The sequence below is a fragment of the Pseudomonas sp. SDO5271_S396 genome, assembly GCF_054071795.1.
The window spans coordinates 1-14,257 of sequence record NZ_JBSVWB010000063.1; the positions used below are offsets into that span (position 1 = coordinate 1).

Genomic DNA, 14,257 nt, shown 5'->3' on the forward strand with positions numbered 1-14,257 from the left:
ACTGCGGCACAGTCGACAGAGATGTCGACTGATACACCGCTTTCGCGGGCAAGCCCGCTCCCACAGGGGATTGGTGGTGGCTGGAAAAACGCCGTCAGCAGGGCCATTGCGCCGGGCACTGTCTTGCCAACAACATCACGCCAATGTGGGAGCTGGCTTGTCGGGTCGCCGCATCGCCGCGAAGACGGCGGCATGGCTGACAGGGATGTCATCTGACCCACCGTCCCCACCGATTCAGGCCTTGGCGGCCATCGCGGTGACTTCCACGCGCATGCCGTCGACCGCTAATGCGGCGACGCCAACGGCCGCACGTACTGGCCAGGGCTTGGCGAAAAAGCGCTTGTAGACTTCGTTGAACGCGGCGCGGTCGGCCATGTCGGTGAGGTAGATGGTCAGGTGCATCACCCGGTCCATGGAGCTGCCGGCCTTTTCCAGGGCGACTTTCAGCGCTTGCAGGGTGCATTCGCTTTGCAGGGTGATATCGCCCAGTTCCAGGCTGCCGTCGGCACGGGTCGGTATCTGGGTGGAAACCAGGATGCCGTTGAAACCGATCACGTCGGAAGATATCGAGTCGGCATCGGGATCCGGGGTGTACTGCAGGTCGTGGTTGGCCATGGGCGCCTCTCGGTGGCAGAGTGAGAAAGGCGCCATGGTCCCCGAAAAGATCCCTCGGGGCAAACTACGCCCAGCGCTTGAACAGCACGCTGGCATTCACCCCGCCAAAACCGAAGCCGTTGGACAACGCGTATTCGATCGACATAGGCCGCGCATGGCCGCGCACCATGTCCAGTCCTTCGGCGAGGGCGTCCGGGTTGTCCAGGTTCAGGGTCACCGGAGCGATCTGGTCACGCAGGGCAAGCACGGTGAAAATCGCTTCGATGCCGCCCGCAGCGCCCAGCAAGTGGCCGGTGGCGGACTTGGTCGAGCTGATCGCCGGGTGGCCGAGGGTGCCGAAAACGGTCCTGATGGCCGCCAGCTCGCCTTTATCGCCCACTGGCGTCGAGGTGGCATGGGCGTTCAGGTACTGCACCTGCGCGGCGTCCACCCCGGCCTGGCGCAGCGCTTGCAGCATGGCACGGCGTGCGCCGTCGCCATCCTCCGGCCCAGCGGTCATGTGGTAGGCATCGGCGCTGGTGCCGTAGCCCACCAATTCGGCGAGGGGCTGCGCGCCACGGGCCAGGGCGTGGTCCAGGGATTCGATGACCAGAATGCCGGCGCCTTCGCCCATGACGAAACCGTCACGGGCCTGATCGAATGGCCGCGACGCCCGCTCGGGCGTGTCGTTGAAGTCGCTGGACAACGCCCGCGCCGCGGCGAAACCGGCCAGGCTGACCCGGTGAATCGCCGCTTCGGCGCCCCCGCACACGGCCACATCGACTTCGCCGGCGCGGATCATCCGCGCCGCATCGCCAATCGCCTGCACCCCCGCCGCGCAAGCGGTCACCGGAGCGCCCAGCGGGCCTTTGAGTCCGTAATTGATCGACACATGCCCGGCAGCCATGTTGCTCAGGAATGACGGTATGGTGAACGGCGACAGCCGCCGCGGGCCTTTGCTGTCGGTGGTGCGCACGGCTTCGGCGATCGCCGGAAAGCCGCCCACGCCGGAGGCGATGATGGTGGCGGTGCGTTCCTGCGCCTCGAAGGTGTCGGGTGCCCAGCCGGACTGCTTCAACGCCTCATCGGCGGCAGCCAGGGCAAACAGAATGAAACGGTCCATCTTGCGCTGTTCCTTGGCCGCCAGGAGTTGATCAGGATCGAACCCGGCCTGCGGGTCCTGCAACGTGATTTGCACCTGGCCACCGATGCTCACGGCCAGGTCTCCGATCAACGCCTCCGGCAAGCGACGAATGCCCGATTGCCCGTCCAGCAGACGTTGCCAAGTGGACTCCACACTGGCGCCCAGCGGCGTCACCGCGCCCATGCCTGTCACAACGATACGTTTGCTCATGATCAATCGACTCCGGTTGCATTGAGGGTTACAGACTCTATGGACGTCACTATCATAATGAAAGTAACATGGCGTCCTACAACTGTGTACCGTCGAGCAGGAACCGCCATGCAACGCAAATCCCTCACGAGTGAAGAATGCCCCGTCGCCCGCAGCCTGGAGCGGGTCGGGGAGTGGTGGAGCATGTTGATCATGCGCGACGCCTTGCAGGGTCTGCGCCGTTTCGACGAGTTTTCACGCAGCCTGGGGATTGCGCCGAACATGCTGACCCGCCGCCTGAACGGGCTGGTGGACGCCGGGATGCTCGAACGCCGCGCCTACAGCGAGCGCCCACCGCGCGATGAGTACGTGCCGACGGCCAGGGGCGAGGATTTGCGCATGGTGCTGATGGCGCTGGTGGCGTTCGGCAATCGGCATTACGCCGAGGAGGGCACCAGCGTAGCGCTGGTGGAACGTGACACGGGCCTGGCGGTGCAGCCGATGATGGTGAATGCCGAAGGGAAGGTGGTGGCGCTGGAGGATTGCGCCTTGCAGGCCGGCCCGGCCGCCAGCGCGGGGATGCGCCAGCGGTTGGGCTCGACGCCGCAGTGATTACAACAGGGTGAACGGGTAGTCGACGATCAGGCGCAGCTCATTGAGTTTGCCGTCACGCTGATCGGCATTCGATGACACGATGGCGTCGCGCACCCGCAGCGACAGGTTTTTCGCCGGGCCGCTTTGCAGCACGTACTTGGCCTCCACATCGGTCTCGTGGTGATCGCCGTCGGCGCCGTAATCACCCACATAAGCGCTATTGGCCGGGGTGTGGGTGCCGTTGATGTCCGAGCCATTCACGTAGCGGGTCATTAAGCTCAGGCCCGGCACGCCGTAGCTGGCCATGTTCAGGTCATAACGAATGCCCCAGGACTGCTCGCCCGGGCCGTTGAAGTCACCCCATTGAATCGAGTTGGCCAGGTACACCGAGTCGCCACCTTCGCCGGCGCCGTTGTTGCCGGTGCCGATGTAGTCGAACGGCGTATCGCCATGCACCTTCTGGAACGACAGCGTCAGTGTGTGAGCGGTCAGGAACGAATAGGCCGCTGCCAGCGAATACGTGGTGTTGTTGATCGCACCGGCCTTGGCGCTGCCGGTGTCGAGGGTGCGGTACAGGTTGCCGTCCAGTGCCAGCGACTGGTCGTGGCCCAGCGGGAGCACATAGTTGAGGTTGGTGTAGTACTGGCGCCAGATATCTTCCAGTTCGCCCGCATACAGCGTTGCACTCAACGACGGAGTGAAGGTGTATTTGCCGCCGACAAAACTTGCACTGTTGGCCGCGACGTTGGCGTAGGTCGCATAGATGTCGTGGTCATGGTTGCTGGTCATGCCGCTGTTGGTGCTGGTGAAGTGCCCGGCTTCCAGGTCCAGGCCGGCAATCTCGCTGCTGGTCAGATCGAAGCCGGTGGCGGTCTGCGGCAGGATCCGCGTACCGCCGGTGGCGAACACCGGCGCGGTGGGCTGCAGGTCGCCGAATTTCAGCTGGGTCCTGGAGACCTTGATCTTGACTGCTGCGCCCACCGAGCCGTAACCGTCCTGGGGGTCACCATGGCGGTCGGTCGGCAGGTCGCCGGTGCCGGCATCGGCGTGGGTAGCGTCGAGCTTCATCGCGCCATAGGCGTAGGCATCCACGCCAAACCCGATAGTGCCCTGGGTGAAGCCCGAGGCGTAGTTGAGCATCGCGCCTTGGGTCCAGTCGCGGTTGTCGGCCTTGCCGCTTTGCCGGTCGCGGTCGAAATAATAGTTACGCAACAGCCCCGTGACGCTGCTGCCGTCGATAAATCCCTTGGATTCGGCCTGGTCGGTGACGGACTCGGCAAACGCCGTTTGACTGAGGCTGGCGCACACCGCCAGTGTTAACAGACTGCACTGTTTAAGCATGTTGTTCATTTCCCCGGAATACGTTGAGCGCGCACAGAAACACTGCACTTTGTTGGGTGCTGCAAAGGGTTTTATGGGCAGGTTTTTCAGCTGGGAGCGTTGAGTTTTTATTCTGTTCGACGTGGTTGTCGAAATCGATTCTATGCCCAGTCTGCGCGGGCTGCAGCCAGGTCCGGGATTAAACTCGATTAATTAAACTTCACTATTTTTAATCGATGCCGGGTGTAGCGTTGGGCGGGTCTTGGCCGCTCTGCTTCGACAAAAACCTTTGGTTGCCGCCGCAGGATCTGCGGCGGATTTTTTACGCGTCCGGTCTTTTCAGTGGGCGGCTCGGTTGAACTCACTTATGCTGCGAACCCCTCCTGGCTGAAACCTTCGAGACGCTGCATGAGCATGAAGTCCACCTTGCCCGAGGCCATTCCCGGCGCCCGCCCAGTGCACCTGCCGGCGCTGATCGCGTTCGAGTGCGTGGCGCGCCACATGAACTTCGCCCGGGCCGCAGCCGAGCTGGACGTCACGCCCACCGCCATGTCCAAGACCATCAAGCAACTGGAAGCGCAATTGGGCGTGCGGCTGTTCAACCGCACCACCCGCAGCGTGGCGCTGACCGAGTCCGGCACCCAGTTGCTCGATACCCTGGCGCCCGCGCTGGAGCAGATCCGCTTTTCGGTGCAGCAGGTACACGACACCGCCACCCGACCGTACGGCGCCTTGAAGATCAACAGCTCCTACGTGGCCTACGCCTCGCTGATCGAGCCCCATATGGCGGCGTTTCTTGCGCAGTACCCGGACATCACCCTGGATATCGCGGTAGACAACACGCTCAGCGACATCGTGGGCGAAGGGTTTGATGCGGGAATCCGCCTGGGCCAGGCCCTGCAACGCGACATGATCGCGGTGCCGCTGGGTGCATCACAGCCGATGGTGGTGGTGGCCACGCCGCACTATTTGAAACACTCGGCGCCGTTGAACACCCCTGAGGATTTGCTGGCCCATGACTGCATCCGTCAGCGCCTGAGCAGCCGCGGGCCGTTCATGGACTGGATCTTTCGCATTGGCCAGGCCAACGTCAAGATCGACGTAAAGGGACGCCTGGTGCTGGATGAGATGCGCACCACGTTGTCGGCGGCGCGCCAGGGCTGCGGGGTGGCCATGGTGTTCCGGCCATTCGCCGAGGCGGAAATCCGCAGCGGCCAGTTGGTGCCGCTGCTGGAGCAGTACGCCGAGCCCGCCGAGACCTTCCACCTGTATTACGCCAACCGTGCGCAAATGCCCGGCAAGCTCCGGGCATTCATCGACTTCTTTCAGCAGCGCAACCGTCAGGCTATCGAGTAGCCGCCGTCCGCCAACAAGGCATGGCCAGACACGTAGCTTGAGTCTTCGGAACCGAGAAACGCCACCACGGTCGCCATTTCTTCGGCGCTGCCGAAGCGGCTGGCCGGTGTGCCGGCGGCGAACGCATGCTGGGCTTCCACCGACGGCCAGATACCGCGGTGATGGAACGGTGTTTCGATCAATCCCGGGCACAACGCGTTCACGCGCACACCCTGTTTGAACCACTCGATGGACGCCGTCTTGGTCATGCCCACCACCGCGTGTTTGCTGGCGATGTACAGCGCGGCGCTGTCAAAGCCGATTACGCCGCCCATGGACGCGTTGTTGATGATGCTGCCGAAGCCTTGTTCCAGCATGACCCTGGCCTCGTGCTTCATGCAGTTGAAGACCCCGCGCACATTGGGCTCGAACACCAGGTCGAAGCGTGCGTTGTCCTGCTCGACCAGCGGCGCGAACACGCCTTCGGTCCCGGCATTGTTGAAGGCGATGTCGAGTTTGCCGTAGGTGTCCACGGCAAACTTGACCATGGCGATGATGTCGGCTTCACGGGTCACGTCGACCACGATGGACGCGGCGATCCCGCCGTTGGCGGTGATCTCGGCAACCACCTCGTCCAGTTCGCTCTGGCGGCGGGCGGCGGCAACGATCTTCGCACCGCGCTGGGCCAGCACGATGGCCGCCGCCCGACCGATGCCGGAACTGGCACCGGTGATCAGCGCGACTTTACCTTCGAGTTGGCGTGGAGTGGATGAGGTCATGGCAAGCTCCGTTCATGTGCTGCGCAAGGCGGTGTGCTTGCGCTATGGGCACAGGTTACGGCGCAGGATTACCCTCGATAATCCACGCAATCCTCAGTGAGTCATTAACCTTGGGTTCATTGTTGAGCGCTCTGGCTTTGAACCTGGCGTAACGCCCCCGGTTGCTCCGGCTTGCCGTCGACAATCACCAGGAACCGGCGCTGTTCCGGTCCGTCGCCCTGGACGATCTGGCGGATAGGGCCCACGGTGGACACCACGGCGGCGCCCGCCGGGTTGGTCATGAACGCCAGCAACGGTTCAAGCTTGCCGCTGCCATCGGCATTGGGCGCCAGCGCCAGGGTGTAGGGCTGTTTCGGCTCCAGGCCAGTCACGCCGGCTTGCAGCACTTGGGTCAGCCCCTGGCTGAACAGCGTGACGCTGGTGGCGGGTTGCCCGGTGGCCTGGCCCACGCTTTGCAAACCCAGGTGCAGCGCCTGGCCCGCCACGCCCAACGGCTTGAGGTTGTCGGTGCCGGCGCCCCGGGTCACGGCATTCGGCACATAAGCGATGGCTTGCGGCGCCTGGCCGATGGCGATGTTGTCGCCGATCAGCTGGTTGGTCAGGGTGTCGATCACGGCGAAGGCGTCATCGTTCTCCAGGCCCACATAGATCCGCGTGCCATCCCCCGACGGCCAGATGCCGTGGGGCAGGCGACCCACCTTGACGGTGGCGATTTTTTCAAAGGTATCGGTGCGGTACACCTGCACTTCATTCAGCCCGCCGACGGTGATGTAGGCAAACGAGCCCTTGGCGTTTTTCACCAGGTTGACGTGGTTGGCGATCGGACCGATGTCCAGGGTCTTGAGCAAGGTGAACGGCGGTGTGGCGCTGAAGACCTGGGCCTTGCCGATGTCCTTGAGGGTGAACCACACCTGCTTGCCGTCGGCGGAAGCGGCGATGTTCGGGCAGAACGGGCTGGCCTGCTGCACTTCACCGACTTTCTTGTGGTCGGCCACGGTGAAGATTTCAGTCAAGGGGTTGAAGGAGGAGCACACATAGCCGTATTTGCCGTCCGGGGAAAATATCTGCATGCCCGGGCCCGCCTGGGTCTTGATGCGGGTTTTTTCCTGGTAGGTCTTGGCGTCGATCACCGACACATAGTCCTCGCCGCGCACCGTCACCCAGACTTCCTTGCCGTCGGGGGTGAAAAACGCCTCGTGGGGCGCGCGGCCAACGTAGGTTTTGTGCTTGACGGTATTGGTCTCGGTGTCGATGAACGACACCGAGTTCGTGCCGATGGACACCACTGCCAGGGTCTTGTGGTCCGGCGAAAAGCCCATGCCGTGCACCAGCACTTCGCCGCGGTACAGCGGGCTGAGGTTGCCGGGTTGCGGGTCGCCCAGGCTGATCACGCCCAACAGCTTGTTGTCGACCGGGTCGACCACCGACACCGTGTTCGAATACTGTTCCGCCGCGTAGAGCCGGTCCTGGTGGGTGATCGGAATGTCCGGGGCAGAGGCCTTGCCGGGAATCTGCCCGGCAAAACTGCCGGTGGCGCAGGCGATCAGGGCGAGGTTCAGCAGGGACAGTGTCAGCGTTGAACGTTTCATGCAGATTTCCTTGTGTAAGGTCAATTCGCGGGGACGGCGGGTGTTTGGGTGGGGGCGGGTGCAGACGGTGGCGGCGGGTCGCCCACGGCCAGGCGCATGGCCGCGATCTCTTGCTGCTGTTCCACGATGATTTCCTGGGCCAGGCGCCGCAGTTGTTCGTTCTTGCCGTATTTGAGCAGGGTCACGGCCATGTCGATGGCGCCCTGGTGGTGAGCCGTCATCGAGGTGACGAAATCGCGGTCGATATCGCCGGTGGGCGGCGCGTCCATGCCGGTCATCATGCGGGTCATGGCGGCGTTGTTTTCGTCGATGAACGCGGCTTCGTGGGCCGGTGGCGCGGCGTGGGCCAAGACAGAAAACAGCACGCCGGACAAACCGCACAGCACAACGGCAGGGCCTTGCGTGGGGGAGCGGAAGATTCCCATAAGAGGATTCCCTGAATGGATGTGCCCGGTACGACGCACGCCGACGACTTCTATTCCACCCTGGCTTGCGCCAGTATGTTCACTCGCTGACTGCCCTGACCGAGAACGGATGACACCCCCATGACCGAAACCCTGCTCGACGCCGTTCGCCGTTACGTCGAGGCCAACGCCAACCCGGCGGGTGTGGCCCAGACCCCGATCCCCGGCTTGACCACCATTCGTTGCACCGCCCCGAGCGGGTTGCTGCACGACATGCCCAACCCGCTGGTGTGCCTGGTGCTGCAAGGCACCAAGGACGTGACCCTCGGTACCGAGACCTTTACCTTCGAGGCCGGGGATTCGCTGTTGGTGACCGCCGACGTGCCCACCGTAAGCCAGATCACCCGGGCCAGCGTCGAGGCGCCGTACCTGTCTATCGTGTTGAACCTGGATGCCGCAGTAATCGCCGAGCTGTCGTTGCAGATGAAGCCGCAGCAGGCGTCCACGGGCCTTCAGGTCAAGGCCGCCGAGCGCATCGATGAGCAAGTGGCCGATACGGCGTTGCGCCTGATGCGCTTGCTGGAGTTTCCCGCGTCGGCCCCGGTGCTGCATGCGCAGTTGGTGCGTGAGTTGCACTATTGGTTGCTCGCCGGACGCCACGGCGCCGCGATCCTCCGCCTCGGCTTGGCCGACGGCCAGGCGCACCGGGTGGCGCGGGCGGTGGCGGTGCTGCGCGCCGACTACCGGCAGGCGCTGCCGGTGGAGCGCCTGGCGGCAGCGGCGGGGATGAGTCCGTCGTCGTTCCATCGGCACTTTCGCGCGGTCACGTCACTGTCGCCGTTGCAGTTCCAGAAGAACCTGCGGCTGATCGAGGCACGTCGCTTGATGATGTCCGAAGGCGCCTCGGCCAGCAGCGCGGCGTTCAATGTCGGCTATGAAAGCGTGTCGCAGTTCAACCGCGAATACGCCCGGATGTTTGGCTTGCCGCCGATCAGGGACGTGGAGTCGGTGAAGGACTGGGCCAGAGCCTCGGCTTAGGCTCTGTACGAAAAGCCTTGATACTCGGTGATGCTGCGTTGAAAACAGGCCCGGGGTTGGTCGGAATGGGCAAACAACCGGCACGTTTCGGCAACGCCTGGGGCGCAGTGGCTTTCTATCATGGCGGCACACCCAATCAGGAGCTGTGCCATGACCCAGATCACCCTCGTAACCGGTGCCAGCCGCGGCCTCGGCCGGAACACCGCACTCAGCATTGCCCGCCACGGCGGTGATGTTGTCATCACTTACCAGCGCCGCGCCGAAGACGCCCTGGCCGTGGTCGCCGAGATCCAGGCCCTGGGCCGCAAGGCCGTCGCGTTGCCCCTGGACACCGGCGATGTCAGCGGCTTTGCCGCTTTCGCCAGCGCGTTGCGCAACGCCCTGCGCGACACCTGGCAGCGTGACAGTTTCGATCACCTGGTGAACAACGCCGGCCACGGCGACTATGCCTTGATCGAGCACACCACCGAAGCGCAGTTCGACGGCCTGGTGAATGTACATCTCAAGGGCGTGTTCTTCCTCACCCAGGCCCTGCTGCCCGTGATCGCGGACGGTGGCCGTATCGTCAACCTGTCCTCGGGGCTGACCCGCGTGTCATTCGCCGGCTATGCCGCCTATGCGGCGGTCAAGGCGGCGGTCGAGGTGTTGTCGGTGTACATGGCCAAGGAGTTCGGCGCGCGCGGCATTGCGGTGAATACCGTGGCACCGGGCGCGATCGAGACCGATTTTGGCGGCGGCGCCGTGCGCGACAACCCTGAGGTGAACAAACTCTTCGCCGACATGACCGCCCTGGGCCGCGCCGGTGTGCCGGACGATATCGGCCCGATGATTGCCGGGCTGCTGTCACCCGACAACCGCTGGGTCAACGCGCAGCGCATCGAAGTGTCCGGTGGTCAGGGCATCTGAGCCCTGAAGGCATAAGCCAGCACGTTTGATTATTGGACAGGGAACGTCCTCGCCACCAATGCTGGAGCCCTTTATTCAGAGGGTGCTCCATGACCGTTCAACGCCAACTCAAGCTGGGCGCGTTCATGCGCCCAGCCAGTATTCATACCGGTGCCTGGCGCTATCCGGGCGCCTTTCGCGACGCCAATTTCAACTTCGCCCACCTCAAGCGTTTCGCACAGACCCTGGAAAAAGCCCGTTTCGACGCGTTTTTCATGGCCGACCACCTGGCCCTGCTGAATATGCCCACCGAGGCCTTGAAGCGCAGCCACACGGCGACGTCCTTCGAACCCTTCACCTTGCTGTCGGCCCTGAGCCAGGCTACCGAGCATATCGGCCTGGTGGCGACGGCTTCGACCACCTATGACGAGCCGTTTCATATCGCGCGGCGCTTTGCCTCGCTGGACCACCTGAGCAACGGCCGCGCCGGTTGGAATATCGTCACCACCGCCAACCCCGATGCGGCGCTGAACTTCGGCCTCAAGGAGGCACATTCCCATGACGAGCGATATGCCCGGGCGCGGGAGTTCTACGATGTCGTCACCGGGCTCTGGGACAGTTGGGCGGATGATGCGTTTATTCGTGACGCCGAAAGCGGCGTCTACTTCGACCCCGACAAGCTGCATACCCTCGATCACCAGGGCCGCTACCTGAACGTGCGTGGCCCGCTGCATATCGCGCGGCCGGTGCAGGGCTGGCCGGTGATCGTGCAGGCGGGTTCGTCCGAGCCCGGGCGCCAGTTGGCCGCCGAAACCGCCGAAGTGATCTTCGTGGCACCCGGCACGCTGGAGGAGGGGCGCAGGTTCTACGCCGACATCAAGCAACGCATGCGCCTGATCGGGCGCCAGCCGGATCACCTGAAGATCCTGCCCGGTGCCTTTGTGGTGGTGGGTGACACGCTGGAACAAGCACGCCGTACACGCGCCCACCTTGACAGTCTGGTGCACGAGCAGAGCGCAATCGCGTCGCTGTCGGTGGCCCTGGGCACGGATGCGTCGGCATTCGATCCCGATAAGTACCTGCCCGATATCCCGCCCACCAACGGCAGCCAGAGCGCCCGCGAGCGGGTCCTGGCACTGGCCGACCGCGAGCAACTGACCGTACGCCAACTGGCGCAACGCCTGGGCGGCTATGCCGGGCTTTCGTTCGTGGGCACGGCCCACAGCATCGCCGACGAGATGCAACAGTGGCTGGAGGAAGAGGGCAGCGACGGCTTCAACGTCATGTTCCCGTGGTTGCCCGGCGGCCTCGATGACTTCGTCGACAAGGTGGTGCCGGAGCTACAGGCACGGGGGATTTTCCGGCGTGAATACGAGGGCACCACATTGCGTGAAAACCTCGGATTGCCACGGCCGGGGAATCGCTTCTTCCCCTGACCGTTGGCAGCTTGTAAGCCAGGGGCCGGCTTATTCTTTGACGTTCATGAACTCTTCGGCCCACGCCACGTAGCTTTCCGGCAACGTATAGGTGTGGGTCAGTTCGGTGGCGCTGAGGTTCGAGGTGGTGTGGGTGACGTTGCGCTGGGCGCGCAGGCTGTCGTAGGTCGCCTTGATCGAGGCGAAGTAGGCGCCGTGCCCGGCCACCACCACCCGCACACCCAGGTCGGCCAGGCGCTGGCTGTCGTTGAGTTTCGGGTTGCCGTAGGTCACCAGCATCAGCGGCACGGTGAGGTTGGCCGAAATCTGCTCCAGGTGATCGAAATCGGCGACACCGACCATGCAGATACCGTCGGCGCCGGCTTTTTCATAGGCTTTGGTACGTTCGATGACCGCGCTGGTGGGCAATACGCCGGCGTTGGTACGCGCGATGATCGACAGCTCAGGGTCGACCCGTGCTTCGAGCGCCGCCTTGACCTTGCCGATGCCCTCGTCGATGGAGATGAGGTCGGTGGACTTGCGGCCAAACTGCGCCGGCAGCAGCGTGTCTTCGATGGTCAGGGCCGCCACACCGGCGCGTTCCAGTTCTTCGACGGTGCGCATCACGTTCAGCGCGTTGCCGTAGCCGTGGTCGGCGTCGGCGATGAAGGGCAGTTGGGCCACGCGACCGATGCGGGTGGCCTGCTCAACGAACTCACTCAACGTGATCAGCGCGAAATCCGGTGCCGCCAGCACCTGCAACGAGGCGACGGAGCCGCCCAGGATACCGACTTCAAAACCCAGGTCGGCGGCGATGCGCGCCGACATCGGGTCGAACACCGAAGCGGTTTCGACGCACATCCGGGTGGCGAGCAATTCACGAAATTTGCGACGAAGCGCCGAGTGAGACATTTTTGACATGATCTTTCCTGGTTCTGGCCATTGTCGACGTACGATCAATGCCTGTTCATAGTTATGCAAGTCTTGGTTGCGCAAGACTACCACGCGCTAAAACCGGGGATTATGACGTTTGAGAATGGGCTATGCGCCAATCACATGGCGTGTTCCCGCGCCGCCGGCAGTCAAGCCAGGTCTTTGAGCGGTTCGGCCAGCTCCAGCACCTGCTGATGGAACCGTCGCAGCGAGGCATTGTGGCCCACGCTGATCAGGATGGTGTCCGGCAGCTGCTGCTTGAGCAATTGGTAGCAGACCGACTCGTTCGCCGCATCCAGCGCTGAACTGCTCTCATCCAGAAACAGCACCGCCGGGCGTGCCAGCAGGGCGCGCACGAAGGCACAGCGTTGTTGTTCCCCCACGCTCAGGGACTGGGCCCAGTCGCGTTCCTGATCCAATTGTTCACTCAAATGCTGCAGGCCAACAAGCGCCATGGCGTGAATCATGGCTTCATCTTCCGCAGGGCGAGGCGGGTTGGGGTACCACAGAGCTTCGCGCAGGCTGCCCAGGGGCAGGTAGGTTTTTTGCGCCAGCGTCAGCGACTGCGCCAGGTCATAGCTCGCCGTACCCCGGGCGTGGTGCCAGATGCCCGTGATCGCACGGATCAGCGTCGACTTGCCAAAACCCGAGGGCGCGCTGATCAACAGGCTGTCACCGGGCTTGAGGCTCAGGTTGAAACCTTCCAGCAGGCGTCGGCCATTGGGCAGCCAGATGTCCAGGTTGCGGATGTGCAGGTCGCCGGTCTGTTGGCTCAGCACCACCTCGGACTTGACCTTGACGGTGTCCAGGCGCCGCTGGAAGCCGATCAAGCGGTCGATCACCGATTTCCATTCGGCCAGTTCAGGAAACACTCCCACCAGGTAGGCAATCGCCGCATGCACTTCGCCAAAGGCCGCGCTGATCTGGGTCAGGCGGCCCAGGGTAAAGGCCCCGGCAAAAAACTGCGGCGCCATCACGAACATCGGAATCACCGTGGCGCTGCGCAAGTAGAAGGTGGAGTAACCCATCATCAGCTTCTGCTTTTTCACCAGCACCCAGAAGTTCTGCAACGCCGCTTCCAGGCGCTGGTTGAAACGCTGGTTTTCCACGGCCTCGCCTCGGTATTGCGCGACCGAGTCGGCGTTTTCCCGCAGGCGCATCAGCGCAAAACGAAAATCCGCCTCACGCCGTTGCTGCATGAAGTTCAAGTGGGGCAACGCGCGGCCCAGCCAGAACGCGAACCCGGTGCCCAGCAGGGCATAGACAATCGCCACCCAGACCAGCAAACCCGGGATGACCAGGGTATGTTCACCCACGGGGATGCTCACCAGGTCCGAGGCCTGCCACAGGATATTCAGGAACGAAAACAGCGAGACCACGGCGGTCAGCAAGCCCAGGCTCAGCTTGAGGGACTTGATGATAAACAGGTCCACGTCTTCGGCGATGCGCTGGTCGGGGTTGTCCACATCGGTTTCGGTCAGCTTGAGCTTCTGGTAGCGCTGGTCGTTCAGCCACTGGTCCAGCAGGTGCCGCGTGGACCAGCGCCGCCACAGCAGCGTGAGCTTCTGCTGGAAGTGATAGGCGCCCACGGTGAACGTCGCCAGGCCGACCTGCAGCAGGATGAATTGCAGGCCGCCGAGCAGGAAACCCGGGTAATCCTTGTCCTGCAAGGCGTTATAAAAATGCAGGTTCCAGAAGTTGTTGAGGATGTTCACCCCCACCAGGCACAGGTTCATCAGCACGGTGGCCAACAGCAACAACAGGGCCGGGTACTTCTGTTCGGATGTCCAGAAAGGTCGTGCCAGGCGCCAGAAATTGCGAAGTGTATGCATGGGGGCTGAAGAAGTCCGGTCGCTTGCGACGTTGAGTTTGCAGGGGAGGGAGGATAGGATCCCCAATGCTAATCGCTTGCATTCATTAGGGAAAGTCACGGGAGACCCGTTATCGAATTTCCAGACTGGCTCCAGCAGGCCTGGCCGCCCATCCAACGGGTCATCCAGCACGAGCCGAATGATCAACCTTCCATCGTCCTCCGCCA

13 protein-coding genes are annotated in these 14,257 nt (G+C 63.2%); 5 read left to right on the top strand and 8 right to left on the bottom strand.

Translation table 11 applies throughout. The features are described from left to right. Positions 1 to 234: 234 nt before the first annotated feature. Complete coding sequence (locus ACW9IN_RS27330) at positions 235 to 615, bottom strand: RidA family protein (protein WP_457368782.1); 381 nt, start codon at positions 613 to 615, stop codon at positions 235 to 237. 64 nt (positions 616 to 679) lie between these two features. Further along, positions 680 to 1,948, bottom strand: coding sequence for a beta-ketoacyl-ACP synthase II (gene fabF / locus ACW9IN_RS27335; RefSeq protein ID WP_457368783.1), 1,269 nt, complete (start codon positions 1,946 to 1,948; stop codon positions 680 to 682). 108 nt (positions 1,949 to 2,056) lie between these two features. Between fabF and ACW9IN_RS27340 the strand changes: the two genes are divergently transcribed. Further along, positions 2,057 to 2,539, top strand: coding sequence for a winged helix-turn-helix transcriptional regulator (locus ACW9IN_RS27340; protein ID WP_457368784.1), 483 nt, complete (start codon positions 2,057 to 2,059; stop codon positions 2,537 to 2,539). Here the strand turns inward: ACW9IN_RS27340 and ACW9IN_RS27345 are convergent, their stop codons facing one another. Continuing rightward, on the bottom strand, positions 2,540 to 3,862 hold the full coding sequence (locus ACW9IN_RS27345) for an OprD family porin (protein ID WP_457368785.1): 1,323 nt from the start codon (positions 3,860 to 3,862) through the stop codon (positions 2,540 to 2,542). It abuts the gene before it with no gap. Positions 3,863 to 4,249: 387 nt separating this feature from the next. Between ACW9IN_RS27345 and ACW9IN_RS27350 the strand changes: the two genes are divergently transcribed. Then, positions 4,250 to 5,197, top strand: coding sequence for a LysR family transcriptional regulator (locus tag ACW9IN_RS27350; RefSeq protein ID WP_457368786.1), 948 nt, complete (start codon positions 4,250 to 4,252; stop codon positions 5,195 to 5,197). Here ACW9IN_RS27350 and ACW9IN_RS27355 read toward each other — a convergent pair. The 3 genes from ACW9IN_RS27355 to ACW9IN_RS27365 form a co-directional block, all read right to left on the bottom strand. After that, a complete protein-coding gene (locus tag ACW9IN_RS27355; protein ID WP_457368787.1) occupies positions 5,182 to 5,955 on the bottom strand; it encodes an SDR family NAD(P)-dependent oxidoreductase in 774 nt (257 codons plus the stop codon). The genes ACW9IN_RS27350 and ACW9IN_RS27355 overlap by 16 nt on opposite strands. Positions 5,956 to 6,071: 116 nt before the next feature. Next, positions 6,072 to 7,544 carry a YncE family protein gene (locus ACW9IN_RS27360; RefSeq protein WP_457368788.1) on the bottom strand — a complete coding sequence of 491 codons (1,473 nt, stop codon included), beginning with the start codon at positions 7,542 to 7,544 and terminating at the stop codon, positions 6,072 to 6,074. Between the two features lie 20 nt (positions 7,545 to 7,564). Further along, complete coding sequence (locus ACW9IN_RS27365; RefSeq protein ID WP_457368789.1) at positions 7,565 to 7,969, bottom strand: DUF305 domain-containing protein; 405 nt, start codon at positions 7,967 to 7,969, stop codon at positions 7,565 to 7,567. A 120-nt stretch (positions 7,970 to 8,089) separates the two neighbouring features. Between ACW9IN_RS27365 and ACW9IN_RS27370 the strand changes: the two genes are divergently transcribed. The 3 genes from ACW9IN_RS27370 to ACW9IN_RS27380 all read left to right on the top strand — a co-directional run bounded on the left by ACW9IN_RS27370 (position 8,090) and on the right by ACW9IN_RS27380 (position 11,307). After that, positions 8,090 to 8,986, top strand: coding sequence for an AraC family transcriptional regulator N-terminal domain-containing protein (locus tag ACW9IN_RS27370; RefSeq protein ID WP_457368790.1), 897 nt, complete (start codon positions 8,090 to 8,092; stop codon positions 8,984 to 8,986). A gap of 150 nt (positions 8,987 to 9,136) precedes the next feature. Beyond that, positions 9,137 to 9,892 (top strand): SDR family NAD(P)-dependent oxidoreductase, encoded by a 756-nt coding sequence (locus ACW9IN_RS27375; protein WP_457368791.1) that lies wholly within the window; start codon positions 9,137 to 9,139, stop codon positions 9,890 to 9,892. A gap of 89 nt (positions 9,893 to 9,981) precedes the next feature. Further along, entirely contained in the window at positions 9,982 to 11,307 is a 1,326-nt protein-coding gene (locus ACW9IN_RS27380) for an LLM class flavin-dependent oxidoreductase (RefSeq protein ID WP_457368792.1), read from the top strand. Between the two features lie 30 nt (positions 11,308 to 11,337). Here ACW9IN_RS27380 and ACW9IN_RS27385 read toward each other — a convergent pair whose 3' ends face one another. Further along, entirely contained in the window at positions 11,338 to 12,207 is an 870-nt protein-coding gene (locus ACW9IN_RS27385; protein ID WP_457368793.1) for an isocitrate lyase/PEP mutase family protein, read from the bottom strand. A gap of 161 nt (positions 12,208 to 12,368) precedes the next feature. Then, complete coding sequence (locus ACW9IN_RS27390; protein WP_457368794.1) at positions 12,369 to 14,051, bottom strand: ABC transporter ATP-binding protein/permease; 1,683 nt, start codon at positions 14,049 to 14,051, stop codon at positions 12,369 to 12,371. Positions 14,052 to 14,257: the final 206 nt, after the last annotated feature.

What these genes read in the sequence shown, in the direction of transcription:
- ACW9IN_RS27330 (WP_457368782.1), bottom strand. Translation starts at nt 615, where the DNA reads ATGGCCAACCACGACCTGCAGTACACCCCGGATCCCGATGCCGACTCG.
- fabF (WP_457368783.1), bottom strand. Translation starts at nt 1,948, where the DNA reads ATGAGCAAACGTATCGTTGTGACAGGCATGGGCGCGGTGACGCCGCTG.
- ACW9IN_RS27340 (WP_457368784.1), top strand. Translation starts at nt 2,057, where the DNA reads ATGCAACGCAAATCCCTCACGAGTGAAGAATGCCCCGTCGCCCGCAGC.
- ACW9IN_RS27345 (WP_457368785.1), bottom strand. Translation starts at nt 3,862, where the DNA reads ATGCTTAAACAGTGCAGTCTGTTAACACTGGCGGTGTGCGCCAGCCTC.
- ACW9IN_RS27350 (WP_457368786.1), top strand. Translation starts at nt 4,250, where the DNA reads ATGAGCATGAAGTCCACCTTGCCCGAGGCCATTCCCGGCGCCCGCCCA.
- ACW9IN_RS27355 (WP_457368787.1), bottom strand. Translation starts at nt 5,955, where the DNA reads ATGACCTCATCCACTCCACGCCAACTCGAAGGTAAAGTCGCGCTGATC.
- ACW9IN_RS27360 (WP_457368788.1), bottom strand. Translation starts at nt 7,544, where the DNA reads ATGAAACGTTCAACGCTGACACTGTCCCTGCTGAACCTCGCCCTGATC.
- ACW9IN_RS27365 (WP_457368789.1), bottom strand. Translation starts at nt 7,969, where the DNA reads ATGGGAATCTTCCGCTCCCCCACGCAAGGCCCTGCCGTTGTGCTGTGC.
- ACW9IN_RS27370 (WP_457368790.1), top strand. Translation starts at nt 8,090, where the DNA reads ATGACCGAAACCCTGCTCGACGCCGTTCGCCGTTACGTCGAGGCCAAC.
- ACW9IN_RS27375 (WP_457368791.1), top strand. Translation starts at nt 9,137, where the DNA reads ATGACCCAGATCACCCTCGTAACCGGTGCCAGCCGCGGCCTCGGCCGG.
- ACW9IN_RS27380 (WP_457368792.1), top strand. Translation starts at nt 9,982, where the DNA reads ATGACCGTTCAACGCCAACTCAAGCTGGGCGCGTTCATGCGCCCAGCC.
- ACW9IN_RS27385 (WP_457368793.1), bottom strand. Translation starts at nt 12,207, where the DNA reads ATGTCAAAAATGTCTCACTCGGCGCTTCGTCGCAAATTTCGTGAATTG.
- ACW9IN_RS27390 (WP_457368794.1), bottom strand. Translation starts at nt 14,051, where the DNA reads ATGCATACACTTCGCAATTTCTGGCGCCTGGCACGACCTTTCTGGACA.